The organism is Nostoc sp., from assembly GCF_036917775.1.
Classification (GTDB): domain Bacteria; phylum Cyanobacteriota; class Cyanobacteriia; order Cyanobacteriales; family Nostocaceae; genus Nostoc.
The window spans coordinates 101,527-125,632 of the sequence record NZ_JBALEQ010000149.1 but is presented as its reverse complement, the minus strand read 5'-3'; the positions used below and the strand labels follow the sequence as shown (position 1 = coordinate 125,632).

Below are 24,106 nucleotides of genomic sequence, written 5' to 3'. Positions count from 1 at the left end.
GGCGGATGCTTTCAGGCTGACAAGATAATATTTTTAACCTCTAATTCCATTTGGTCTGCTTTCTCTCATATCGCTTTTAGTCTAAACTCCAGTTACGCAAAATACCTCTAAAACTCTTATTCCTCCGTGTTCTCTGTGCCTCTGTGGTTAGATTTTCCGTTACCTGTGCGTAAGTCCTATATATATGTCAAAAGATAGCTGTTTTTTGAATATATATATGCTGTAAAAGTTGTGCATAAGTACCTGGAGCATAAAAATAAGTTAAAAACTACAGATAAAAAGGTTTCGTAAATTACGTATAGACACTTGTATGTTCAGGTAGTGCTGCGAGAACAACAAGAACGTCTGTAAGAGAATCTGCAATGTCTCGTAGAGTCTTTAGAACAAAATAAAAAAGCGGCTTTTTAGAAGTTAGCGGTACTCAGTGGATTTTCATAAATAAGTTTATATATTTTGGCATCTTATTTCGTTTCACCTTCTACTAAATATCTAATAAATAATTTAAGTATAGCTATTATTTATTACTATCTTATGGATGCTCAATTCCCTGACTCTAGTAAGATGTTTCTTCGTTATCTCAACCGTTATTATATTGATGAAATAGAAATAAAAGTTGATGAGCTGAGGTAAGTAATGGCAATTAAATTGAAAGTTCCAGATATTAAAGGTGATGATTGCGCCCAGAAAATAACTAAATCTATTTTGACGATGGAATCTGATGCCAAAGTAGATATTGATGTTGATACTAAAACTGTAACTGTAGATGCTGCGGCTTCTGAAGAGACAATTAAACAGATAGTTCAATCTGCTGGTTATACGATAGAAGGCTATTAATTACTTCATCTAAATCTCCACAGAAATTTAGATGAATTAGTTTAGTCAGTACGATTGCTTTGTTATATATTCGCCCGGTTTCCGGGCGGAATCCTAATAAAGAGTATTTTTCTCTTCTGACACACTTGAAATACTTAGTTTTCGACTTAACCTATAAGCTGCAAAAGATACAGATACAGACAGGAGGATTTTGAAAGTATTGCTGTATATTTGTTTGTTATGACAAAATTGTTAAAATTTCCGGTACTAGTTTTCAAGAACGGATTAACATGGGGTCATAAATTTTACATTCCCGAACCCCATAATTGCCTAAAATCAAACTAGCCTGCTCAAGCTCTTTGTCTGAGCCACTAATGATAATTATATAATTCCCTTGAGCAATTTCTTCGTTGTAAAAACGTGCCCAGTCATCTGCTATTCCTAGCCTCATAGCGTCAAAGCGTTCACTTAAATTAATACCAGTCAACCCAATCAATTGAGAAAGGTCTTTGCAAATTAAAGACATCTGATTTGCTGAGAAGCCTGCAACATACATATCGTTAATTGCGGCTCTAGCATTATCTATGTTATCGAAGCAACTAACAGCATACTTGCTCAAAATCCCACTTTTATTAGGAATGGTAGTAGTAGAATTTGTAGGTAATTGCTCACTACTTAGAGGCTCGTAAATCCCAAACTCTTCAATACCCCAACGGTGTAGAATTGCTTCTACTTTAGCAATTTCAAAAGAGGTACAATCCACGATTATGAAATAGTGGCCATGCTCTACTCGCTCGTTATATGATTTAGCTTGCTCTTCTGATATTCCCCAACCAACTAGCGCACCAGCAAAAGTGCCAGTAGCAGCGCCAATACTTGCACCAACAAGGGTTGTAACCAAAGCAGTTGCAGCTGCGCCAGCCAGCATTATTGGCCCAACTCCAGGGATTGCTAAAGTCCCAAGACCTACTAATAAACCGGTCAACCCACCAACAGCGCCCCCTGAAAGCCCTCCTACTGTTGCACCTTCGTCAGTTTTATCACCAGTGTGATCTTTAATTTGATCATCGGTAATCTGATGATTGCGGTCTGCATTCTGTACAACTACAGATACTTTGTCCATCGCCAAGCCAGAATCTCTCAACTCATGTAGCGCTTGTTCTGCATCTCGACGATGAGTAAATACGCCTACAGCACGTTGATATTGACTTAAAACCATTATTACTCCTTGACAGCAGGGGAAATTAATTTCCCATAAATTTAGTTTTTCTTTACCTGTAATTTTAAATACAACTTTATTTAACTCGGAACTATCCTAAGTAATAAAAATCATTATGGTTAAGGCAAGAGACACGATGAATCATCGTCTCTACAATCATCAGTCTTTTGTGCCGATGAAAACCCGACCAACGGATTCTTTTGTTTAAAAAATCTGTTGATCGGGTTTAGCCATTCACGAAAAATCAGCTGAGATTACACTTTGTCTACTTTGATAGTTTTGGCGCGAAGAGAATGCGGTTGTCATTAATGCTATCAAATGCAGGTGTAGGCCAGCGATCGACGACTTTGCCGATAATTGACATTTCTCGAACTAAGCGGTCAAATTTATCAGGGGTGAGAGATTGAGGCCCATCAGATAAAGCTTTTGCGGGATTGGGGTGAACTTCAATCATCAAGGAATCTGTACCAGCTGCGATCGCAGCCATTGCCATCGATGGCACATATTCTGACCTACCAGTACCATGACTAGGATCAATCATAATTGGTAGATGGGTCAGCGATCGCAATACCGGCAGCACCGATAAATCTAAAGTATTCCGAGCATATTTACCATCAAAGGTTCTGATTCCCCGCTCACACAGAATCACATTTGGGTTTCCTGATGCCAAAATATATTCTGCTGCCATTAGCCACTCGTCAATTGTGGCAGACATTCCCCGCTTCAATAGCACAGGTTTATCTTGAGCGCCTACTTTTTTTAGCAGCGAAAAGTTGTGCATATTCCTAGCTCCGATTTGGATGATGTCAGCTGTTCTCGCCACTGCTGATAAATCGGCAGCATCCATCAATTCTGTAACGATACCCAAACCAGTAGCTTCCCGCGCTGCTGCTAATAAATCTAAAGCGCTTTCACCATAACCTTGAAAGGCATAAGGTGAAGTGCGGGGTTTGTAGGCTCCGCCACGGAGAAATTGCGCTCCTGCTGCCTTGACGCGCTTTGCGGTTTCGACAATCATCGCTTCATTTTCAACGGAACAAGGCCCAGCTACGATTACAATCGGATGATGTTCGCCGAAATAAATATCACCGTTGGGTATAGGTACAACAACTTCGCTGGCTTCTCCATGTCGAAATTCTCGGCTTACCCGTTTGAAAGGTTGTTGCACTCGTAATACTTGCTCAATCCAAGGGCTAAATTCCTGAACCTGTAATTTATCGATGCTAGTGGTATCACCAATTAGCCCTAGTACAACTTTATGAGTTCCAACGCTTTTTTCTACCGTGACTTTCCAAGTTTCACTCAGTTCTTGGCTGATGCGAGTAATTTCTTCAACAGGTGTACCGCTTTTAAGTATGATAATCATCTATTTTTCCTTGTGTATAGTTCTTGGGTGTAATGCAGATTAAAAGGGCGAATGGAATTCGCCAAGGCTGTTTAGCAGTTAGCGCAAAAATTCCGCAAGTTGTTCTAGTTTTGTCCAAGCTGCGCCGCTTTGCAGAATTTCTTTAGCGAGGGCAATACCTTTAACACAACCGACTAAAATATCAGTCTCTCCATGAATGGCTTCACCAACTTGGAGTGCTAGGGCTGTATTTAAAGCGACAACATCCTGCTGCGCTTGAGTGCCTTTACCTTGGAGAACTGCCTTCAAAATTTCGGCATTTTCTTGGACATCTCCACCCTGCAATGCCACAGTGGGAGCAAAATTCAAACCAAGTTCTTGAGGGTTTAGCGTTAGGGAACGCACCTTTTTATCTTGGAGTACAGCTAAATCAGTGACATCTGCTAAACCAGCTTCATCTAAACGTTCGCGTCCGTGGAGTGCGATCGCTTGTTGACATCCCAATTGCGATAAAGCTTGAACAATTTCCTCTAGTAAAAGCGGATCATTCACACCAATAATTTGCCCTGTCGGCCGCATGGGATTTACTAGCGGGCCGAGTAAGTTAAAAACAGTCCGCACCTTCAAAGTTTTTCGCAAAGTTGCGATCGCTTTGAGTGCAGGATGCCAACCGGGAGCAAACAAAAAGGTGATTCCAACTTCGCCCACTGCGGCTTGTACTTTCTCAGGAGTGGCGTTGAGATTTATCCCCAAAGCTTCCAGTACATCAGCCGAACCAGTCTTACTGGATGCTGAACGATTGCCATGTTTGGCAACCTTTACCCCGGCGGCGGCGGCGACAAAGGCGACAGCAGTGGAAATGTTAAAGGTAGAAGCGCCATCTCCACCAGTTCCGCAGGTGTCAATTAGAGTGCTGAGTGCTGTTAGCGGTAGCGGGGCGTTTAGCCCGTGCTGAGTGCTGAGTGGGGAACTTTGGGATTGTAAGACACTGGCCATCCCAACTAATTCTTGGGCGGATACGCCTTTAACTTGGATTGCGGCTAAAATGGCTCCTGAAAGGACATCAGGAATGGCATCTGTGAGCCAACCTTGCATCAAATCTGTAGCTTGGGAAACCGTCAACGATTTCCGATTTAGCAACTGTTGTAATAAACCTGGCCAGTTGTAGAACTCAGAAGGGATGTAGGTGTTATCAGGTGGTGTTTGAGTTAGAGCTATCATATTTGTCGTTAGTCATTGGTCATTAGTCATTGGTCATTAGTCATTCACGAAGGACAAATGACTAATGACAAAGGACAAGAACAGAAAATTAAGGAATCAAGACTTTGGCGACGGTTTGCACATCTTTGTCACCTCTACCGGAGCAATTGATGACGATGCGGGGATTGCCTTTTAATTGAGGACAAAGGGTTTCGAGATATGCGATCGCATGAGCAGTTTCCAAAGCTGGGATAATTCCCTCTAGTTGCGAAAGTCTTTGAAATGCTTCTAACGCTTGTTTATCAGTAACACTGTAATATTCAGCGCGACCAAGATCCTTTAAATAACTATGTTCTGGCCCTACACCGGGATAATCTAATCCGGCACTAATTGAATGGGCTTCGATAACTTGACCATCATCATCTTGCAGTAAATAGCTCATTGCACCATGCAACACACCTATTTTTCCTTTTGTCAAGGTAGCAGCGTGTTTTTCTGTATCTACACCTTCACCCGCCGCTTCGACTCCAATTAGACGTACCGAAGACTCATGGACAAATTCATTGAATAAGCCGATCGCATTGGAACCTCCACCCACACAAGCCAGTAGAATATCTGGTAATCCTCCCCATTTCTCCTGAGATTGAGCGCGAGTTTCTACACCAATTACCACGTGGAAGTCACGGACAATCATCGGGTAAGGATGAGGCCCGGCAACTGAACCGAGGATGTAATGGGTTGTTTCCACATTTGTCACCCAATCTCGGATTGCTTCCGAAGTTGCATCCTTGAGAGTTCCCGTACCTGCCTCTACTGGGCGAACTTCTGCCCCCATTAATTTCATACGGAAGACATTTAGGGCTTGGCGTTCCATATCGTGGATGCCCATGTAAATCACGCATTTCAAACCAAACCTAGCACAGACAGTTGCAGTGGCTACGCCGTGTTGTCCTGCACCTGTCTCGGCAATAATCCGTTGCTTACCCATGCGTTTAGCGAGCAACACCTGAGCTAAAGCATTATTAATTTTGTGAGCGCCTGTATGATTTAAATCCTCACGCTTTAAATAGATTTGCGGCCCAGTGCCATCTGGTCTAGCGTAGTTTGTTGTCAGGCGTTCAGCAAAATATAATGGGCTGGGTCGTCCGACGTAATCACGCAGTAGGTTTTGCAGTTCTGCTTGGAAACTCGGCTCGTTGCGATATTTTTCAAATGCTGCTTCTAATTCACTTAATGCAGGCATTAAGGTTTCGGGGACGTATTTACCGCCAAATCTTCCAAATCTGCCCAAAGAATCTGGTTGGATAGTTGCAGTCTTGATGTCTTGTATGCTTACCACTGTTTAAAATCCTTTTACGTTCAAATATATTTTTGAGAACTGATACCACAGTCAAGATTTCCTTTGTATTTTCTTCCTTCGTGCCCTTCGCGTCCTTTGCGGTTCGATAAAAGAATAACGAACCGCAAAGGACGCATAGACACGAAGTGGCTTCCCGAAGGGTAGGACGCAAAGTGAAGAAGAAAGAGAGAGTTTTTTACTTAGCCGAAACAACTTGTTGCAGGGATACTGGGGTAATTGCTGCTTTTAGTTCCCGACAAAGCTTTTCTACTGCTTGTAATCTTTCTGTTGGGCTACCTTCAGCTAAACGTTTGACAAAGGCGCTACCAACAATCACTGCGTCTGCTCCCCATTCCATTACTTGATGCGCTTGTTCTGGCCCGGAAATACCAAAACCAACGCCAATGGGTTTATCAGTGACGCTTCGCAAATCTGTAATTAAATCTTTTACGCGGTCTTGGATTTGAGCGCGGATACCTGTTACACCTGTGACGCTTACCAGGTAGATAAAACCTTGAGATTGACGAGCGATCGCTAAAATTCTATCTTTAGAACTGGTAGGAGCTACAAGTAAAATTACCTCAATCCCAAAAGAGGCAGCAGTCTGGATTAATTCTTCTGCTTCTTCTAAGGGCAAGTCTGGCACTACCAAGCCTTTCACGCCAGCAGTAGCAATTTGCGCCAAAAATGTCTTAATACCCCGGTGCAAAATGGGATTGTAATAAGTAAATAGAATTATCGGCGCTTTCAGGGTTGGAGTTAAACCTTCCAACATTTCTAATACTTGCTCTAATTTCGTGCCTTTTTGTAAAGCGCGAGTTGCTGCTGCTTGAATTACAGGCCCATCTGCGAGAGGATCGGAGTAGGGAATGCCCAACTCGATGAAGTCAGCGCCGTTGCGATCTAAGATACGTAAAGCTTGGGCAGTGGTTTCTAAGCTAGGATCTCCTGCTGTGATAAAGGGGATTAACGCACACTGTTGGCGATCGCGTAAAGTTTGAAAGGAGTCAGAAATAGAAGTCATTTTGAAAAATAGTTAATGGTTAGTTAATAGTTCTGGAAGAATCAACATTTAGCAATTAGCGATACCCAAGTTACATTTTTTGTCAACGAGTCTTTTATCTCCGTTAACGAGTCTTTTATCTCCGTCAGCGAGTCTTTTATCTCCGTCAGCGAGTCTTTTATCTCCGTTAACGAGGCTTTGATCTCCGTTAATGAGTCTTTGATCTCCGTTAATGAGGCTTTTAGCTCCGTTAATGAGGCTTTTAGCTCCGTTAATGAGTCTTTGATCTCCGTTAACGAGTCTTTTATCTCCGTTAATGAGTCTTTTATCTCCGTTAACGAGTATCAGAGCTTCATTTTTTAGGTTTACCTCAGCTCTCAGCACTTAAAAGACTCAGCACAGCTTGTTCTACATCGCTTTGTTTAACTAAAGATTCTCCAACCAAAACCGCACGCACACCAGCTTCAGCAACAAGAGATAAATCAGCAGTTGTATATAGTCCAGATTCACTGACGACAGTGATATCCAAGCTTTGCAAATATTGCTGGCGCTGTGCTAAAAGTTGCTGTGTTATTCCTAAATCAACCGTAAAATCTTCTAAATTGCGATTGTTGATTCCTACTAAATGCAAGTCTTCAAGCTTAAGCACCCTATCCAGTTCAGCCAATGTATGGACTTCCACCAGTGCATTCATGCCCAAATCATGAATTACTCGCAGAAAGTTTTGCAGTTCTTGGTCTGATAAAATAGCGGCAATCAACAAAACTGCATCTGCACCTGCTGTCCGTGCTAGATAGATTTGATAAGGGTCAATGATGAATTCTTTGCACAGTAGGGGTAATGCAACGTGTGATCGCACATTACGCAGATTGTCAAAACTGCCTTGAAAAAACTTATGATCAGTGAGAACTGATAGACAAGCTGCACCACCTCGTTCATAAGCTTGAGCGATCGCAACTGGGTCAAAATCCGCTCGAATAATCCCACGGCTGGGTGATGCCTTTTTTACCTCGGCAATTAAGCTAGGTTGGTTGGAATTTTGTTGTAAAGCAGCTAAAAAATTTCGGATACTTGGAGCCGTAATTAATTGATGTTGCAAATCAGCTAAAGAAAATTCCTGCTGCATCTGTGCAACTTCTTGCCTTTTATGCAACACAATCTCTTCAAGAATATGGCGAGAAGCGGTAACTTGGTTAGTCATAATTTGTTAGCAGGGAGCAGGGAGCAGGGAGAATAACCAATGACCAATGACCAATGACAAATGACCAATGACCAATGACAAATGACTAATGACCAATGACCAATGACTCTTCGATGTGTGTATATGCACGCACCACATTTTTAATGATTTCCAGACCGACTTCTCCCGCTAAAGTCATGATTGATTCTGGATGAAATTGAACGGCGGCGATGGGAAGTGTCTGATGTTCAATGCCCATAATTACGTTGTCATCAGAAATCGCTGTCACCTTCAGTTCTTTTGGTAAATACTGCGGGAGAGCAAACAATGAGTGATATCTACCCACGGTAAAGGATTCTGGTAAATTCTTGAAGGTAACAGAATCGGAATCAGTAACGAAAATCCGTGAAGATTTCCCATGCTGAGGATAGTTGAGAACTCCCAATTGTCCATCAAAAGCTTCAACGATGCCTTGCAGCCCTAGACAAACTCCAAAAATGGGAATTTTGCGATGAAGAATAGCGCCGACAGTCTGGGGAACCCGAAAATCACTTGGTCTACCAGGGCCGGGAGATAAAACAACTAAGTCAGGGCGTTCTGTATCGAATAGCGATTCTGAGAAACCATGACGTAATGTGGTGACGCTTGCACCAGTTTGGCGAATGTAATTAGCTAATGTATGAACAAAGGAGTCTTCATAATCTATTAGTAAGATACGTTTGCCAGTTGCTGCACTTGGAAGAATTTTAGTTGATTTGATGGAAATGGATTCATCAATTTTTTGACTGCTTTGCTTAACACGGCGAATTGTTTCAAATAAAGCAGCCGCTTTGGTGATTGTTTCTTGTTCTTCTGCTTGGGGTATGGAGTCATAAAGCACAGTCGCCCCGACTCGGACTTCGGCGATGCAGTCTTTTAATCGGATTGTCCGCAGAATTAATCCAGTATTTAAATTCCCATTGAAATTTAAATAACCGACTGCACCACCATACCAACGTCGGGCGCTACGTTCGTGCTGTTCAATAAAATCTATTGCGGCTTTTTTGGGTGCGCCGGTGACTGTAACCGCCCAAGTGTGGGAAAGAAAGGCATCTAAAGCATCAAATTGCGATCGCAGTGTCCCTTCAACATGATCTACTGTATGAATTAAATGGCTGTATAATTCAATTTGGCGACGACCAATAACTTGAACTGAACCAGGTTCGCAGATTCGGGATTTGTCATTGCGATCGACATCAGTACACATGGTCAACTCAGCTTCATCTTTGTGCGAGTTGAGTAAATGACGAATTTGCACCGCATCATCAAGAGCATCTAGTCCCCGGCTAATAGTACCACTAATAGGACAAGTTTCTACCCGTTTCCCTTCAACTCGCACAAACATTTCTGGAGATGCGCCAATTAAATATTCCCCACCTAAGTTAAAAATAAACCCATAAGGACTAGGATTTATATCCTTTAAAGTTTCAAATAGTTTGCTGGGTTCATCTTCATAGCCTTCAAAAAAGTTTTGGCTAGGAACAACTTCAAATAAATCGCCTCGGCGGAAATAATCGAGTGCAGACTCAACTTTTTTCGCATACTCGCCTACTTTATGGTCAGCAGTTTGATTAGGGGTAAGATGTTTTCCGCGATAATCAACAGACTCACCTGTTCGAGGCAGATTCTTTGTATTGCCGTGCGCTGTTTCAAAATCATATTGCAGACGAAATGCGCGTTGCTGATAGTAATCAACAACTATCAAATCATCTGGTAAATAAAGCACTAAATCACGCTGGTCTGTAGGACGTTCCAGACGTTGGGTAATTGGTTCAAACTGAAAAACTAAGTCATAACCAAAAGCCCCATATAATCCTAAATGCTCATCTTCTGGGCTAGAGAAAGTATGTAGAATTTCGCGGACAACTGTAAATGCTGAAGGTTGCTTACTGCGTTCTTCTTCAGTGAATAATCTCTTAGTAGGTTTAAAAAAGCCGACAATATTGTTATTGTCTAGGGTAACTTTCTCCAGTTGGATTGAGTTGGATAAACACTCTAATAGCAATGGTAAAAGTACTTGACCACGTTCATTCAACGCTATCAAATTGAAAGCATTTTCTTGTGTAGTCAATTCCAATGGTGGATTGACAAATCCAATCGCCCATCTTTTATATCTACCTGGATATTCGTAGCTGCTTCTTAGCAAACCGCCACGCTGAGAATTTAAATGAAACAGAATATCTTCGAGTGCAGTGTCCATCTTCACTTCGGTGATGGAGCGAGAAACAATTACGCCGCCAAGGGTTTTGTAGGAACGGGAATTAAAAATCATCGGTAATTTCTCTGTAAGAGTGATTAGTCAAAACCTATTAATGATTATTAGTAGTTATTTATAGGCAGATAAAAAATTAGATGATTCAATATCAATCAAAATCAACCTATTTCAATCTGCGGATAATTTGGGGAAAATGTAATTAAAAACTTTTTGCTTCTTTATTTAAGAGTACTAGACATCAAGCAGATAATACATTGAATAATTTTTCGATTTGGTGTCAATTTATTCGATTTTTATACTAATCATTTATTGTTATTTTTAATAATGTCGTTTGAATTTAATTACCTCTCTCAAAAGTAAGATATTGTCTTAATAATGACGGTTATATCTATGCTTCTAAAATTCAATCTAGCCCTTCAATGTAACTTGTAAAATATCTTGTTATTTCTCAGCGTTCTCTGTGCCTCTGCGGTTTAAAATTAATTTATTGAACCACAGAGGCGCAGAGGACACAGAGTAAAGAGAAATATTAGTCCTATAACCCTAAAATTCCCGCAATAATGATATTGCTTGCCTATATAACAACAAATTTACCTCATGAACTTCAATTGCTTTGCCAATACTTTTTAGTAACGTTAAAGTCAATTCTCCACCCAAGTGTTCGCGGAACTCAGTTAAACCATGAAACAAACAATCAGGATGTTCTAGTTGTGATAACTTATGAGCTAGTTCTGGCACATACAGCGTGAAACCTAACGCCGATAAAGTATTTAATATTCGTTGCCATTCTGAACAATCAAGCAATCCTGCTAAATAAGAATAGGTGCTATCCAAAGCAATACCGATCGCAACAGCTTCGCCATGACGCAAACGATAATTTGTCAAATGCTCCAGTTTATGAGCCGCCCAATGTCCAAAATCCAGGGGACGAGACGAACCCATTTCAAAAGGATCGCCGCTATTGGCAATATGTTCAAGGTGCAACTGGGCGCAACGATAGATAACTTGTTGCATGGCATCCATGTCTCGTCGTTCAAGGGCTTTGCTGTAAGAGTGGATAAAATCGAAAAAGTTAGCATCCTTAATCAGCGCCACTTTCACGGCTTCTGCAATCCCAGAACGCCAATCGCGATCGTCTAGGGTTGTCAAGAACGCAGAGTCATTTATAACTGCATAAGGTGGCGCAAATGTGCCGAGAAAGTTCTTTTTCCCAAAGGCATTGATACCGTTTTTTACCCCAACCCCAGAATCATTTTGTGCTAACACCGTTGTCGGAACCCGAATCAGGCGAATTCCCCGGTGAGCAGTTGCAGCAGCATATCCTACCAAATCCAATACCGCCCCGCCCCCGATCACTAACACATAAGAATGGCGACATAATCCGGCTGTTTCAATGAGTTGCTGGATTTGCTCTACTAGAGTGTGATCGTTTTTGGCAGCTTCTCCTCCCGAAATTATCATGGGTTCAGCTGCGATCGCTAGTACCTCTCCATAAAACTTGGTATACGCGACTAATTGCTTCACCAATTCCGGTTGATACTTTAATATTCCTGCGTCTACCACTGCAACTATTTTCTTCGGCTTTGTCTCCTCATCTGCCGAAATTACTTGCGCTAGCGTGGAATTTTTCAACTCAAATAAATTTTGGGTGAAGTAAACCTCATAGTTAAAAGTAACCGAAACACGTTGATGAATTAATCTACTTTTTTGCTTGATGTCAACTATCATATTTTTGCAGGTATATCTAAAATTGCAGAACTATTCAAAATTTCAAGGAATGCCTCTACCCTTGACTTGATTATTCATGATGAAAAACGGCACGTTGTTAATGCCATTTAATCTCTCTCTTTCTCTCTTTCTTCCTTCGCGTCCTTTGCGTCCTTTGCGGTTCGTTACTCATAAAAAATTATTATTCAAATGCTAATATTCTGGGGTTTAAAATCTCTTTGGATAGCCGTTGCATTTAAAGGCTGGAGAAAACTATTAATTTTCCCTTCAAAAAAACTCTGAGTATTTTCAAACTCTTTAATTAATGCGTCTCTATCCTTTCTAACCACCAGTCTAGCCAATCGGCTGTAAGTTTTAGCTAAAAAGCTAATAGCATTACACCTTTCTTCAGTAGCTAGCATAATATCAACACATAAATTAGGATTTTGAGAAAACAAACGTTTCACAATATCAATCTCTTGTCGATAGTTAGGAGTTGACATTGTTAAACTCTGCTCTATTTCTACTCTTGATTTTGCTAAGAAAACACCAAGACTAAATCTACAGAAATGCTGTGTGGCTTGAATAATTACCATCATTTGATCGTGTTCTTCAGGCGTGCAAACAATTAACTCGCCACCTTTACTTTTGAGAAAATCTAATAACCATTGAAATGAATCATCGTTTCGACCTGGACACACTACCACTTTTTGTCCCAAAAACGATTTGATATTTGGCCCAAACATTGGATGTAAACCCATAACGGGGCCGCAATGGTATTCGAGCATTGCTTGAGTAGGCTGTATTTTAATACTTGTGATGTCACACAAAGCTGTAGTTGGAGCAAGATATTTTGCTGCTCGCTTGATAATATCAACCGTATATTCAATAGGAACACTTACTAATACTAATTCTGCCTGAGTTAACAGTTTATCTGCGTATTCCCAATCATCATGTTCGAGAACGCTAACATTGTGACCTACTACTGAAAGTTGCTCTTTAAATAATCTTCCCATCCTGCCGTGTCCACCGATGATGGTAACTTGTCGGGGAATGATATGATTTGTGGCAGATTTAGGGATATTAGCATGACAACTCTTTACTACATCCGCCCAAACAGACTCAGGAATACCAGCTTGAGCGAGTAGGGGAGCGACATCTGCCAGTTGTTCATCTAAAGAAGGCTGTTCTGATGCTGCTAATAATGATATGCGATCGCTAAGTAAGGCGATCAAGCTCTGGTCAGTTTTCTTAAGCTGATCTGAATAAGAGGATTTTAGAGGCATTTTCCCGTCCCCAATTTTCAAATATCAACAAGTGATTCTTTAGAACTTATTTCTGGTAAGATATCCAAGTTTGTTGCTCTTTTGGCGATCGCATCAGCAAATAACTCTTCATATCGGTCTAGCGCCTGCTCAAAGGAATAGTTTTCTACCGCAAACTTCCTTCCTTTACGTCCTAATTGCGCTGCTAATTCCGGCTGATTATATAAATCCAGTACCGCCGCAGCCAAAGCATCTGCTGACTCTGGCTCAACGATAACACCACCGCCACTTTGTCTGATAGCTTTTGCAGCAGTACCGGTGGCGGGAATCGAACCCACAATTGGGCGACCACTAGCTAACAACAGTGGTATTTTAGAAGGCATATTGAAGGAAATCACATTGCACTTTTGTACAATCAACCCCACATCAGCGGCTGCTAACATTTGTGGTAGTTTTTCTCGCACTTCCAATGGTAAAAGTAGAACGTTATCTGCACCACAAGCAAGACAGTGTTTTTGCAATCTTTCGAGGGCTTGAGATTCACCTGCTATGACAAAGACAATTTTTTTTAGATGACGCAACCGGGCTGCTGCTTCTATTACTGTTTCCAAACCTTGTGTGAGAGCAATATTACCTGAATAAAGTACTACAAATTTATCATTGAGTTGATGGGTAGCTCTCCAAGAGTTATTTTCTCTCGGTAAAGGGCGGATAAAATTTAGATTTACCCAATTGGGAATACAGGCAATTTTATTAGCAGGTACACCTTTATTTATTAAATTATCTACAAAGCCATCGGCTATCACGCTAATAGTATGTGCAGTTCGGTAAGCGAATTTTTCTAAAGCTTCCAGAGCTTTAATCATCAGCTTATTTTTAATTAAACCAACACGCACACCAGCTTCTGGAAGGATATCTTGCACATTCAGTACTACCGGGCAGTTGTATAGCCAACCTATCAAAGTTGCAGGTAAACAAACTAGTAGCGGTGGTACTGTTAAGAGAATTACATCAGGTCGCTCGCCCTTGAGGGCTTGTGGCAAACTTGTAAAAACAAAGCTCAACTCTAGCAGTAGTCGATCTACAAGGTTAGGTTTAGACTTAATCCGCAGGTAACTACGCTGAATTTTGACACCGTTTTTCTGTTCAGTAACATATAACTTCCCTCGATACCCGTCGTAAATCTGGCGCTGAGGATAGTTAGGCATACCTGTAATTACCCGCACTTGATGCCCTCGCTTCACCAGCCCTTCTGCTAGTTCAGTCATCAAAGGTGCAATACCAATTGGTTCTGGATGATAGTTGTATGAATAAATCAGAATTTGCATTAACCGTTAATATCCTAAAGGTTTGTTTGTAGTAAGCACTTTAATGCTTAGAAAATAAGGACTAAAGTCCTTACTACGAACTTGCTTACCTATCAATTTCAACTTGACAGACTACTAGCACTGTTTTTGTAGTTCTTTATCTAAACTGAAGACTGGCTTTTGTTGTCCACGCTTCCGCAACGTGAGGGTAGCAGCCCCAAGTCCAAGCAATGCTAAACCCAATGCTGAACCTGGTTCAGGTACTTGCTTTCTGTCTTCTACGTTTATCACTTGGACGCGACCTTGGAAGAAATCGCCCACGTAAAGCTTGCCATCTTTGTAGCTTGTGCCACCCGTCCAGTTAAATCTGCCGGGAGTGAGGTCAAGGGGATTGCCAAAAGGAGGGCCAGTTAATGCTGGAGGTGGTACCGGATTACCTGACGCATCGCGGGCACTTTCACCGAAGGAAGTCAAGAAGTTACCGTTTTTATCAAACACCTGTACGCGGCTGTTGATAGAATCAGCTACATAAACATTCTCTTCTTCGTCCACTTCGATGCCAATTGGCTGAAGAAGCTGTCCAGGTTCGCTACCTGCTGAACCAAATGCTAACAGAGGATTACCATTTGGATCGAGTACTTGAACGCGGTTGTTATACTGGTCAGCTACAAAAATATTTCCACTAACTGGGGAAATTCTTATACCAGCTACGCCTTGGAATTGCCCAGGTGCAGTGCCCAGAGTGCCACCAATGACACCAATTGGCTGTCCGTCTGGTGTGAATTTAAGGATTCTCTCGCCGTTAAAATCACCTACGTAAACGTTGCCAGTTTTGTCAAATGTTAGACCAGATGGGCCAAAGAAAATTCTATCATTTACGCGAGGGGTAAAATCTCCGTTTGCAAAGGATCTAATAAAATTACCCTGAGAATCGAATTGATTGATGCGGTTGTTGTAAACATCACCTGAATACAAATCCCCTGTTACTGGATTAAAGTCTACAGTTGTTGGTTCGTCAAACTGTCCGGGCCCTGTGCCACCGGAGCCAATTGCACCAATATACTGACCGGTTGGACTAAATTTTTCAATTTTGTTACCGAGGTTGTAGTTAGGAGTACCATCTGGGTTAACACCGCGTCCGTTAGCTATGAGGGTATTCCCTTGGCTATCCACCGCTATCCCTTGAGGGACAAAGAGTTCTCCAGGACCGAAGCCGGGGCTACCAATACTTCTGTCGTAAGTTAATGTTACAGCCTTGGCTTGGGCTACTGTTGCCAACACCATGAATCCAGTACCGAGAATGCCGATTGACAAATTTTTGACTAATCCCATAAGTTTTAAGCCTTGGTTCTATGAGGTATACTCGTTCCTAGACTAATTTCGTTCCCAGTCCTAGTTTGGGAAATCTAAAATTTGGGCTGCTGCCTCTTGTTTGAAATGCAACTTTCTCTGTGAGGCAGCAGCCTATTCTGTAAGCTTTACCAGGAATTAGACAGTCTCTGCTTTTACTAATTCTTTGCTGCGTTTGCGTTTCAGCATTGAAGTTGCACCTAAAGCACCAGCTACTATCAGACTGATTGCAGAGGTAGGTTCGGGGACTTTGGTTACTCTCGGATCAATCTTGATAACTTGTCCTGTGCCTGCAAGTCTGGCTCGGTTTGCAATATACAAATTACCATCAGGGCCATAGGTGATGCCAGAAGCGGCTTCTAGACCATCACCACTCCAGATTGTTTCACGAGTTCCATCGGTGGCTATTTTGATCAAAGAACCACTAATATCACCAGTGATAATACCGCCCTGTTGAATTTCTTTCCATTCGGAACTATTGATGTGTTGCAAGGCGTACAAATTGCCGTCAGGGTCATAAGCTACGCCAGTTAGCTGTGTAAAGCCATCGGCGATAACGTTTGATTGCAAGGTGTTGGGGTCAACGTTAAAGATCCGTGCTTCTCCTTCTGGATAAGGAAAATAAGTGTATTCGCTAACCGTTAAACTGCCATCTGGAGCGATCGCAATTCCAGTCGGTACTGATTGCTGTGTGATTGGAAGCGCAGATGGATCTACACTCGGCCCAAGATCGGGAAATTCAAGTTTATTTCTATCTATCAGTTTCTGAGGAACTGCGGCTACGTCCTTGATACCACCACCATCAAGTCCCACAGAATATATTGTGTTTCCACCGCCATCAACTACGTAAGCAGTCTCACCTTTAATGGCAAAAGCATAAGGGTTAGAGATTATATCTGTACCATCAGGATTAAATGCAGTTTCGTATTTTCCAAAATCGGCAAGAGTTGTCAATCCACCAGTACTTAAGTCTACTTTGTATAATTTACCAAGGTCAGGCGATTTTAAAACGGTATCACGGTTGGTTGGATCGCCTGCAAGACCTGTCAAAAGATAAGCGTTACCTAAAGAATCAAATTTGATATCCGCAGGCCCGGCTGCTTGTTCTCCAGAAGGCGATAATGCTAAAGAAGTGAGGTCAGAAATTATATTTGTTTTTGTACCGTCCTGAGCAATTTTGAGCAGGGAGCCATTTTGACCAGCACATAAAGGAATATACCCTGCGCTAGGAGATGGAATACATCTTCCATCTTTTCCATCACCACCAGAACCACTTTCTGTAACATAAAGGTTGCCAGTAGAATCAAAGCCGATTCCGCGTGGATTACTAAGACCATCGGCAACTACTGTTAGGCTTGCAGCTTCGGCTGATTTTGGTGCAGAAACGGCAGCAATGCAAACAGTCAAAAGTGTAAGAGTCAGTGATTTGAGTTTCATACCTTTAGAGATTGAGAGTTAAGTAAGTGGAAAACTTTATGGGTTTAAAGACAACGAATCCCAGTATTTAAGGAACGCGCAATTGGTTTGAAACTCTTTAGTTGAGATTTATGGGAGGTGTGGGGATTCTCTTCTTGTGCAACCAAGCAACGCCCAAGGCTGCGATCGCTAATACGCCTAAAGTAGAATCAGGTTCAGGGATAGATTTGGTATTCTCAATTTTGAGAACTTGTCCAAATCCAGGGCGATCGCCTCGGTTTGTGACGTATACTTCACCATCTGACCCAATAGTCAAGGCGCTAGGTGACTCTAATCCATTGCCACTCAGCAGAGTTGTGCGAGTGCCATCGGCAGCTATTTTGATGACAGAACCATCAAAATCACCCTTCCAAGCCGACTGATTGGCGTACTGCAAAGCATATAAATTGCCCTCAGTATCAAATTCCAAGTCGGTAAGTTGGGTAAAACCATCGGCGAAGACTGTTGCTAAACCATTAGCACCAACTCGGTAGATTTTTGCCCCATCTTCAGGGAAGGGAAAACCAGTAAATTGGCTGACGTAATAAGCACCATCGGGGCCTTTTGTCACACTTGAAGGTACTGCTTGGGTTGTAAACTGCGCTCGCACCTCTTCACCTTGAGATGGCACTTGCGACGGTTCATTAGACGGGGAACCGGAGGGTGGCAAGACGGGATTAGCTAATATGTCTTCAGGGAATGTGGTAATAGCTTGCAAATATCTCCCATCAGTATTAACACTGAGTAAGTCGTTTGCACCTGCATCAACTGCAACTAACTTATTGCCATCTATGACAAAACTCAAGGGATTGCTACCAACTTCACCATCATCGGGATTGTTGGCGAGTTCATAGTTAGCTAAATCGGCAACACTCGTCCAGGAATTGGTTTTAAAATCGGGAGCGATGATTTTGCCGAGGTCAGTGTAACCTAAATTGCGATCGCGAAAAACCGGATTAGTCGCATATCCAATCAGAACATAAGGTTTACCTGTAGCATCAAATTTAATATCACGAGGGCCTGCGGCTCCAGTGCCATCTGGTAATGCTAGGGAAGGAAGTCCTGTAAGTATGCGTTCGGTCTTACCATTCTCAATTTTGGTAACTGCTCCACTTGTGCCATAACATAATGAATCGCCTTGACCACTTGCTGGTGGAACGCAAGCGCCACTTCCCCCTATTCCCGCCTCTGTAACATAGAGATTACCATCAGGACTAAAGCTCAGACCGCCGGCATTATATAGACCGTCGGCGATTACTGAAAAGGATGCGGCTGACGCAGCTTTCATTCCAGAAAAAGCGGCAACACAAAAAGTGAGGATAGTAATAGTGAATGGCTTCAGTTTCATATTTTGTTCTTTGTCATTTGTCATTTGTTATTTGACCAATGACCAATGACTAATGACTAATGACTAAATCCTCTTGAATTTTTGGCAGATAGCTCATTCCTCGATCAAATGATTTGAGGTTGCCAGCTTTGGCTTCGAGTAAACGTTTGATGTTCATGCTCTCAGCACCAAAGTCTTCAATTTGAAGTTTGCCGTGGCTCACAGTTCCATCTGTTTTCCAAAATGTGATTCGATGCAGGATGAAACCAGAAGCTTCGGGGTCAGCGAAAGCATAAGCGGTTGGAATAAGTAACGCGACAGAACGCTGATAATATTCGTATTCTGGATAAAAATATTCTTGTTCAAGTAAGTAGTATTTACTCAAAGAATGAACTCGCACAGAAACTTTTACCTTTTGGTCATATTCATCTTTGAATTCACCTGATTCCGAAGTAATATCCCCATTTGGGCGTAACAGATGTGCCCACTCATCTATATTTTGTAAGTCTTTTAAGTATTCAATACCGATTTCAATTGGGGCATCAACATAAATGGTATCAGTATCGATAAAGTGGCTTCCTTTGGCTGCTGAGGTCAGACCAGCTTTGCGTTCCAAATTACCTTTGAGAGAACGACATTCAGAAGTATGGACTGTGTGAATTCCTTGCATAATCATCTGAGTCTGCCGTTTGGGATCGACAAAGCTCAACCAGTGAAAATACACGCCTTTTTCATCTGTCCCTGGCTCAATGTAGTCAGTGGGAAACAGCAAAACAGGATAAACTTGAAAATATTTTTGGTACTCTAATCCACAGTGCCATTCAATGCCGTAGAAAAGCGGATTTTGGAGTTTTTTAACGTGATAATAGAGATTTTTGTGATAACCAGATGCAGTTCCGAGCCAGGTATCTTCATCAATTTGCTCTTTCATCCGGCTATAAAGAGTCCATTCATCCAAGTTCTTTAAACTACAAAGATATTCAAATGCACTCTCAGGTGAAGTAGCAATGTAAGCTGATGTTGCAAAAGTATTTTTTTCCACTTCTCACTCCTTAAGTTAATAATAATTAAGCTGCGATCGCTTTAGACTTGCTGCGCTTAATATTCTTGATGCGGTCTTCTGCTAATCGTTTAGCAGCATCATTGGTAGTAATTCCCTGAACTTTAGCAATATCAAAAATTGCTAATAGCGTGTCATAAATGTTATGCACTTGTTTGAAAGCTTTTTCTTCGTTATAACCAATCATTTCGTTGTAAACGTTGATTAGTCCTCCAGCATTAATTACATAATCAGGGCTGTACAGAATCCCTTTTTTAGTGAGCATTTGACTATGTAATTGCTCATTCTCCAATTGATTATTAGCTGCACCAGCAATAATCTGAGCTTGCAGAAAAGGAATTGTATGACTATTAAGAATTCCTCCAAGAGCGCAAGGTGAAAAAATATCTACGTCAAGAGAGTAAATTTCGGTTGGTTCTACAATAGTTGCGCCAAAAAGCCGTTGTGCTTCTTCCACTTTTGCTGGGTCTACATCGCTAACAAAAAGCTTGACATCATGCTCATGTAAGTGGCGACAGAGATTTTTACCGACATTACCTAAGCCTTGAACTGCAACTTTCATGCCATCAAGTCTTTCACTCTGCCAACGAGACTTTACAGCAGCTTTAATTCCTAGAAAAACCCCTAATGATGTGATGGGAGCAGGCCCACCAGATTTTTCTGAGACTCCAACAACATGGTTAGTTTCTTGGCTGATTGTTCGGACATCATCAGGGGTAATATTGACATCTTGTCCAGTAATAAAACGCCCATTGAGGCTGTTAACAAAACGTCCGTAAGCTCTCAACAAATCATCTGTTTTATTTTCAGGATTAGCAATAATAACTGCTTTGCCACCACCAGCCGGAATGTTTGCACAAGCAGCTTTATAAGTCATCCCCCGACTGAGACGAAGTGCATCTTTTAAAGCAGCTTCTTCGTTGACATAAGGCATGAGTCTTGTAGCTCCCATTGCTGGGCCTAAGGTCGTGTCATGGATGGCAATAATTGCCTTAATTTCGGGATTTTTACCATGACAAAAGAGAACTTGTTCGTGACCCATTTCTCTAACAGTTTCAAATAGCAGCATCTTGACCTCTCGATATTGTTTGGGATTGGTTAGAGAAAGTAATTAGCATTACAAAATGTAAAGATATAGACACAAAAGTAGGTTGGAATATTAAGATTGAGTGAAGTTAGAAACCAAATATTTGAAGTTCCAGTTTGGTAGATTTAGTTGCTGGAATTAAGAAAATGAGGGAACGAACCGCCAAGGACGCAGAGAGCGCAAAGGTAAGAGAGTTTTAAAGGGTTTTGCATCCAGTGTCGTGAATTTTTGAAAGATTGAGATATTTCTGTGTTTTACTCTCTTCCAGCGATAAGATTACCTAAACTCTTCCTTTGCGTCCTTGGCGTTCTTGGCGGTTCGTAAAAAAATCTTCGAGATCAAACCATTGGAAATGAAACTTGCTTGGCTCCATTTTTAGCTGTTGATTTAATTCCTTGTGCTGCCAAACTCTTATTACGTCCACCAGAAGGTGCTGGACGATCAGCGTCAATTACGACATCAATGAGAAAGGGAACAGATGATGCGATCGCTTGTTCTAATGCCGCTTCAATATCCGACTCTCTAACAACCACGATCGCTTCTGCTCCCATCCCACGAGCAATCATGGCGAAGTTTGTCGGTGGAAGTGTGGCATCTGCGCCTTTTAATCCCAAGATTTTCATCCCTTGATGGCACATGTTATAACGCGCATCGTTGAGAACGATCCAAATCGCTGGAATTTTGTATTTCACGGCTGTGCTGATTTCGTTATTCATCAGCATTGCTCCATCGCCGACAATCCCTACAGCTTTGCTATTGTTTGCCAGCGCTGCACCCAACACTCCAGTAACGGCGTGACCCATTGCGCCGACTCCGGTGCTGACTCGATAACGATTGGTTTCGGTAAATTGGAGTAGATGGGTTGACCAAGTAAACGAATTACCACACTCCGCCATTACTACTGCATCGCTACCTTCAACAATGATCTTTTGAATTGCTGCCATCAATACTTCTGGCCGCACTGGATAATCTACGTCTGGTGCAGGTTCAATTGCTTTGCGTTCTGGATTAGGTAGCGACAAAGTTGTGGAACGAGGAGCATCTGGTAATTGCTCTAATAACTCTTCCACAAAAGCTTTGATATCAGAGCGAACTGCGAAAGTTTCAACGTGGGGATAGGCTACACCTGGCACTTCTGGGTCAATATCTACATGGATGAAACCTTCTTTTGGAACTAGCGTCGAACTCCAGAAGGAAGTCGGTTCACCAAGGCGGGTTCCTAATACGAGTGTGCGTAGTGGAGGTTGCTGTTCCATATAAGTTAAGACGGAAGCATGACCTCCTAAACCTGTGACACCGACAAACTGGGGATGATCTTCAGGGAAGATACCTTTCCCACGAGGGGAACACATCACGGCTGCTCCCTTTTTTTCAGCGAGTTCAAGGATTTCCTCTGCTGCGTCACGCGCACCGAAACCAACCCAGATAGCAAAGGGGCCAGATGATAATAACTCTACAGATTTAGCGATCGCTTCTTTGGAAGCAGTCATCGGAAACGGAGTAACATCTAGTTGGGGTAAAGCTATATCCTCAACTAAACTTGTCTGCACTGCGGTGGGAATACTCAAATGAGCGACAAATCCGCCTGGTTGCGCCATAGCTAAAGCAAGTTTGCGGAAAATCTGCGGTAGTTGAGCCGCAGATTCAATCGTGATTGCATAGTTAAATAGCGCTCCTGGGGTAAAAATTCCCCCACTGGGCAATGTATAAGTGCTGGTTTCTTGAATTGCCCAACGTCCACGCTGCGGTGCAGAGGTGCAAGCCGATAACAAAATTACTTTTGCGCCTTCACCACGAGCCGCAAATAATCCGGTAAGTGCATTGGTGATCCCCGGGCCGGCTGTGGTAAAAACTACAGTGGGGCGATTATTGGCAAAGTATGCTTCCGTGGCTGCAAATGCTGCTCCTGCTTCATGGCGGAAGTTCAACACCTCAATACTGCTATTTGATAGCGCACCCCAAAGGCTGGCCATCGCGCCACCAGCGACACCAAAAGCGTAGCTTACTCCCAAATTTACCAACATCTGAGCGATCGCATCGGCAACTGAGAGTGTTGTTGGTGTTTCATCATTTAAAAAATGCTGAGTTCCTCCGTTATTCTCCGATTCATCAAGCTGACGAGAAGATTCTACATATCTATTTGCTGGAAATTCTTTGTATGGCTCAGTAGTGATGAGAGGAGAGTTGGAACCAGTATAGTTTTGACTCATGGTTTCACTTGATTACATAAAGTTACACAAAGGCTTTTTAGTTTACAATCACAGCGCTAGCAATATTTAATACGAACAACTCTGTTGTTTATCACAGCTATGACCGAGTTTGATCGATAGTAGAAACGGTTGATTGCTGCTGATTGATGGTTGTGATAGCACTACCAAAAAATTTTTGCAAAGCATACAGCAAGTAAGGCTGTGCTTCTGATAACCAGAATAGAGGGGATGATAAATGATATGCAATCAAAAATCTTTTGATGGAGGTGTCAAATTTTTCGCAGCTACAATACTTAAGTCGGTTGGCAGGGAAAAACTAAATAATGAAAAGGCATGGAAAAAAGAAATTAAGCTTAACTCAAGCATATCTCAGAAATTTTACAAAGCTTTACATAGTTATCTTTAATCACACCAGCCTACTCATTAAAATGCCTGGAGAGGTTATTAATTTCTGATGATTACTACGATAAAAGCATATCTGCAATGATAAATCTTTTGATAAAAGTGGCAATTCTTTCGCTTGTATCACTATTACGACATTTTCAACTTAGTGATTCTGAAAAATTGATATTCTGCGTAGGCGTAGCTACTGAGCTACATGACCAAATTTACAATAGAAAATCTTTTGATAAAGATGACAATTCTTTTACTTTTTTGCCCAGGTGCTTGCAAATTGGCAACTGCCTCTCTTCCGTATTAAGTTTTGAATTTGCTTTGTAGCATAAGCCGAGCTACAACAGTTTAGCGGTCTTTATATTGCCACCAAACACTCATCAAGTCAATTATTTGTAACGATAAAGACATAGTTACTTCAATTTTTATATATCCTGTGAGAGATGACAAAGCGTTAAGTACATATTCCTTGAGAAAAGAAATTAGGCTTTTAAGCCGAAACCCTTTAAAACTACCTTTCTAGCCTCTGGCGATTTATCAACAGTTACGTAGATTTTCCGTCAAATGTTACTCAATGACAAAACAAACACAA

At 41.8% G+C, this 24,106-nt stretch carries 18 protein-coding genes; 1 reads left to right on the top strand and 17 read right to left on the bottom strand.

What is annotated here, in order from left to right; translation table 11 throughout:
* The first annotated feature begins 633 nt into the window (after window positions 1-633).
* Window positions 634-834 carry a heavy-metal-associated domain-containing protein gene (locus V7K69_RS29900; RefSeq protein WP_335041303.1) on the top strand — a complete coding sequence of 67 codons (201 nt, stop codon included), beginning with the start codon at window positions 634-636 and terminating at the stop codon, window positions 832-834.
* Between the two features lie 253 nt (window positions 835-1,087).
* Here the strand turns inward: V7K69_RS29900 and V7K69_RS29895 are convergent, their stop codons facing one another.
* From V7K69_RS29895 to scyA, 17 genes are all read right to left on the bottom strand, one after another.
* Entirely contained in the window at window positions 1,088-2,032 is a 945-nt protein-coding gene (locus tag V7K69_RS29895) for a general stress protein (protein WP_335041301.1), read from the bottom strand.
* 265 nt (window positions 2,033-2,297) lie between these two features.
* Complete coding sequence (aroF, locus tag V7K69_RS29890; protein ID WP_335041299.1) at window positions 2,298-3,398, bottom strand: 3-deoxy-7-phosphoheptulonate synthase; 1,101 nt, start codon at window positions 3,396-3,398, stop codon at window positions 2,298-2,300.
* A gap of 78 nt (window positions 3,399-3,476) precedes the next feature.
* Window positions 3,477-4,598, bottom strand: a complete 1,122-nt coding sequence (gene trpD, locus V7K69_RS29885; RefSeq protein ID WP_335041297.1) for an anthranilate phosphoribosyltransferase — start codon at window positions 4,596-4,598, stop codon at window positions 3,477-3,479.
* 88 nt (window positions 4,599-4,686) lie between these two features.
* Window positions 4,687-5,916 (bottom strand): tryptophan synthase subunit beta, encoded by a 1,230-nt coding sequence (gene trpB / locus V7K69_RS29880; RefSeq protein WP_335041295.1) that lies wholly within the window; start codon window positions 5,914-5,916, stop codon window positions 4,687-4,689.
* Window positions 5,917-6,112: 196 nt separating this feature from the next.
* Window positions 6,113-6,940: a tryptophan synthase subunit alpha gene (gene trpA, locus V7K69_RS29875; RefSeq protein WP_335041293.1), complete on the bottom strand. Its 828-nt coding sequence runs from the start codon at window positions 6,938-6,940 to the stop codon at window positions 6,113-6,115.
* A 48-nt stretch (window positions 6,941-6,988) separates the two neighbouring features.
* On the bottom strand, window positions 6,989-7,303 hold the full coding sequence (locus V7K69_RS33045) for a hypothetical protein (RefSeq protein WP_442936208.1): 315 nt from the start codon (window positions 7,301-7,303) through the stop codon (window positions 6,989-6,991).
* Complete coding sequence (gene trpC / locus V7K69_RS29870; protein ID WP_335041291.1) at window positions 7,290-8,120, bottom strand: indole-3-glycerol phosphate synthase TrpC; 831 nt, start codon at window positions 8,118-8,120, stop codon at window positions 7,290-7,292. The genes V7K69_RS33045 and trpC overlap by 14 nt, the downstream gene beginning before the upstream one ends.
* Before the next feature lie 85 nt (window positions 8,121-8,205).
* Complete coding sequence (locus V7K69_RS29865) at window positions 8,206-10,410, bottom strand: anthranilate synthase (protein WP_335041289.1); 2,205 nt, start codon at window positions 10,408-10,410, stop codon at window positions 8,206-8,208.
* Between the two features lie 486 nt (window positions 10,411-10,896).
* The gene (locus V7K69_RS29860) at window positions 10,897-12,081 is read right to left on the bottom strand and encodes a 3-dehydroquinate synthase (protein ID WP_335041287.1); all 1,185 of its coding nucleotides are present in this window, start codon (window positions 12,079-12,081) and stop codon (window positions 10,897-10,899) included.
* Between the two features lie 185 nt (window positions 12,082-12,266).
* Window positions 12,267-13,346 carry a bifunctional chorismate mutase/prephenate dehydrogenase gene (tyrA, locus tag V7K69_RS29855; protein ID WP_335041285.1) on the bottom strand — a complete coding sequence of 360 codons (1,080 nt, stop codon included), beginning with the start codon at window positions 13,344-13,346 and terminating at the stop codon, window positions 12,267-12,269.
* A 17-nt stretch (window positions 13,347-13,363) separates the two neighbouring features.
* Window positions 13,364-14,653 (bottom strand): glycosyltransferase family 4 protein, encoded by a 1,290-nt coding sequence (locus V7K69_RS29850; RefSeq protein WP_335041283.1) that lies wholly within the window; start codon window positions 14,651-14,653, stop codon window positions 13,364-13,366.
* A 114-nt stretch (window positions 14,654-14,767) separates the two neighbouring features.
* A complete protein-coding gene (scyF, locus tag V7K69_RS29845) occupies window positions 14,768-15,964 on the bottom strand; it encodes a scytonemin biosynthesis PEP-CTERM protein ScyF (RefSeq protein WP_335041280.1) in 1,197 nt (398 codons plus the stop codon).
* A gap of 156 nt (window positions 15,965-16,120) precedes the next feature.
* Window positions 16,121-17,419 carry a ScyD/ScyE family protein gene (locus tag V7K69_RS29840; RefSeq protein ID WP_335041278.1) on the bottom strand — a complete coding sequence of 433 codons (1,299 nt, stop codon included), beginning with the start codon at window positions 17,417-17,419 and terminating at the stop codon, window positions 16,121-16,123.
* A gap of 97 nt (window positions 17,420-17,516) precedes the next feature.
* Window positions 17,517-18,785, bottom strand: coding sequence for a ScyD/ScyE family protein (locus V7K69_RS29835; protein ID WP_335041307.1), 1,269 nt, complete (start codon window positions 18,783-18,785; stop codon window positions 17,517-17,519).
* Window positions 18,786-18,834: 49 nt separating this feature from the next.
* Window positions 18,835-19,806, bottom strand: a complete 972-nt coding sequence (gene scyC / locus V7K69_RS29830) for a scytonemin biosynthesis cyclase/decarboxylase ScyC (RefSeq protein ID WP_335041276.1) — start codon at window positions 19,804-19,806, stop codon at window positions 18,835-18,837.
* 25 nt (window positions 19,807-19,831) lie between these two features.
* Entirely contained in the window at window positions 19,832-20,893 is a 1,062-nt protein-coding gene (gene scyB / locus V7K69_RS29825) for a tryptophan dehydrogenase ScyB (protein ID WP_335041274.1), read from the bottom strand.
* A gap of 356 nt (window positions 20,894-21,249) precedes the next feature.
* Window positions 21,250-23,121 (bottom strand): scytonemin biosynthesis protein ScyA, encoded by a 1,872-nt coding sequence (gene scyA, locus V7K69_RS29820; protein WP_335041272.1) that lies wholly within the window; start codon window positions 23,119-23,121, stop codon window positions 21,250-21,252.
* Window positions 23,122-24,106 lie beyond the last annotated feature (985 nt).

Excerpts from the sequence above, each read along its gene's own strand:
- V7K69_RS29900 (WP_335041303.1), top strand. The coding sequence starts at position 634 with ATGGCAATTAAATTGAAAGTTCCAGATATTAAAGGTGATGATTGCGCC.
- V7K69_RS29895 (WP_335041301.1), bottom strand. The coding sequence starts at position 2,032 with ATGGTTTTAAGTCAATATCAACGTGCTGTAGGCGTATTTACTCATCGT.
- aroF (WP_335041299.1), bottom strand. The coding sequence starts at position 3,398 with ATGATTATCATACTTAAAAGCGGTACACCTGTTGAAGAAATTACTCGC.
- trpD (WP_335041297.1), bottom strand. The coding sequence starts at position 4,598 with ATGATAGCTCTAACTCAAACACCACCTGATAACACCTACATCCCTTCT.
- trpA (WP_335041293.1), bottom strand. The coding sequence starts at position 6,940 with ATGACTTCTATTTCTGACTCCTTTCAAACTTTACGCGATCGCCAACAG.
- trpC (WP_335041291.1), bottom strand. The coding sequence starts at position 8,120 with ATGACTAACCAAGTTACCGCTTCTCGCCATATTCTTGAAGAGATTGTG.
- V7K69_RS29865 (WP_335041289.1), bottom strand. The coding sequence starts at position 10,410 with ATGATTTTTAATTCCCGTTCCTACAAAACCCTTGGCGGCGTAATTGTT.
- V7K69_RS29860 (WP_335041287.1), bottom strand. The coding sequence starts at position 12,081 with ATGATAGTTGACATCAAGCAAAAAAGTAGATTAATTCATCAACGTGTT.
- tyrA (WP_335041285.1), bottom strand. The coding sequence starts at position 13,346 with ATGCCTCTAAAATCCTCTTATTCAGATCAGCTTAAGAAAACTGACCAG.
- V7K69_RS29850 (WP_335041283.1), bottom strand. The coding sequence starts at position 14,653 with ATGCAAATTCTGATTTATTCATACAACTATCATCCAGAACCAATTGGT.
- scyF (WP_335041280.1), bottom strand. The coding sequence starts at position 15,964 with ATGGGATTAGTCAAAAATTTGTCAATCGGCATTCTCGGTACTGGATTC.
- V7K69_RS29840 (WP_335041278.1), bottom strand. The coding sequence starts at position 17,419 with ATGAAACTCAAATCACTGACTCTTACACTTTTGACTGTTTGCATTGCT.
- V7K69_RS29835 (WP_335041307.1), bottom strand. The coding sequence starts at position 18,785 with ATGAAACTGAAGCCATTCACTATTACTATCCTCACTTTTTGTGTTGCC.
- scyB (WP_335041274.1), bottom strand. The coding sequence starts at position 20,893 with ATGCTGCTATTTGAAACTGTTAGAGAAATGGGTCACGAACAAGTTCTC.
- scyA (WP_335041272.1), bottom strand. The coding sequence starts at position 23,121 with ATGAGTCAAAACTATACTGGTTCCAACTCTCCTCTCATCACTACTGAG.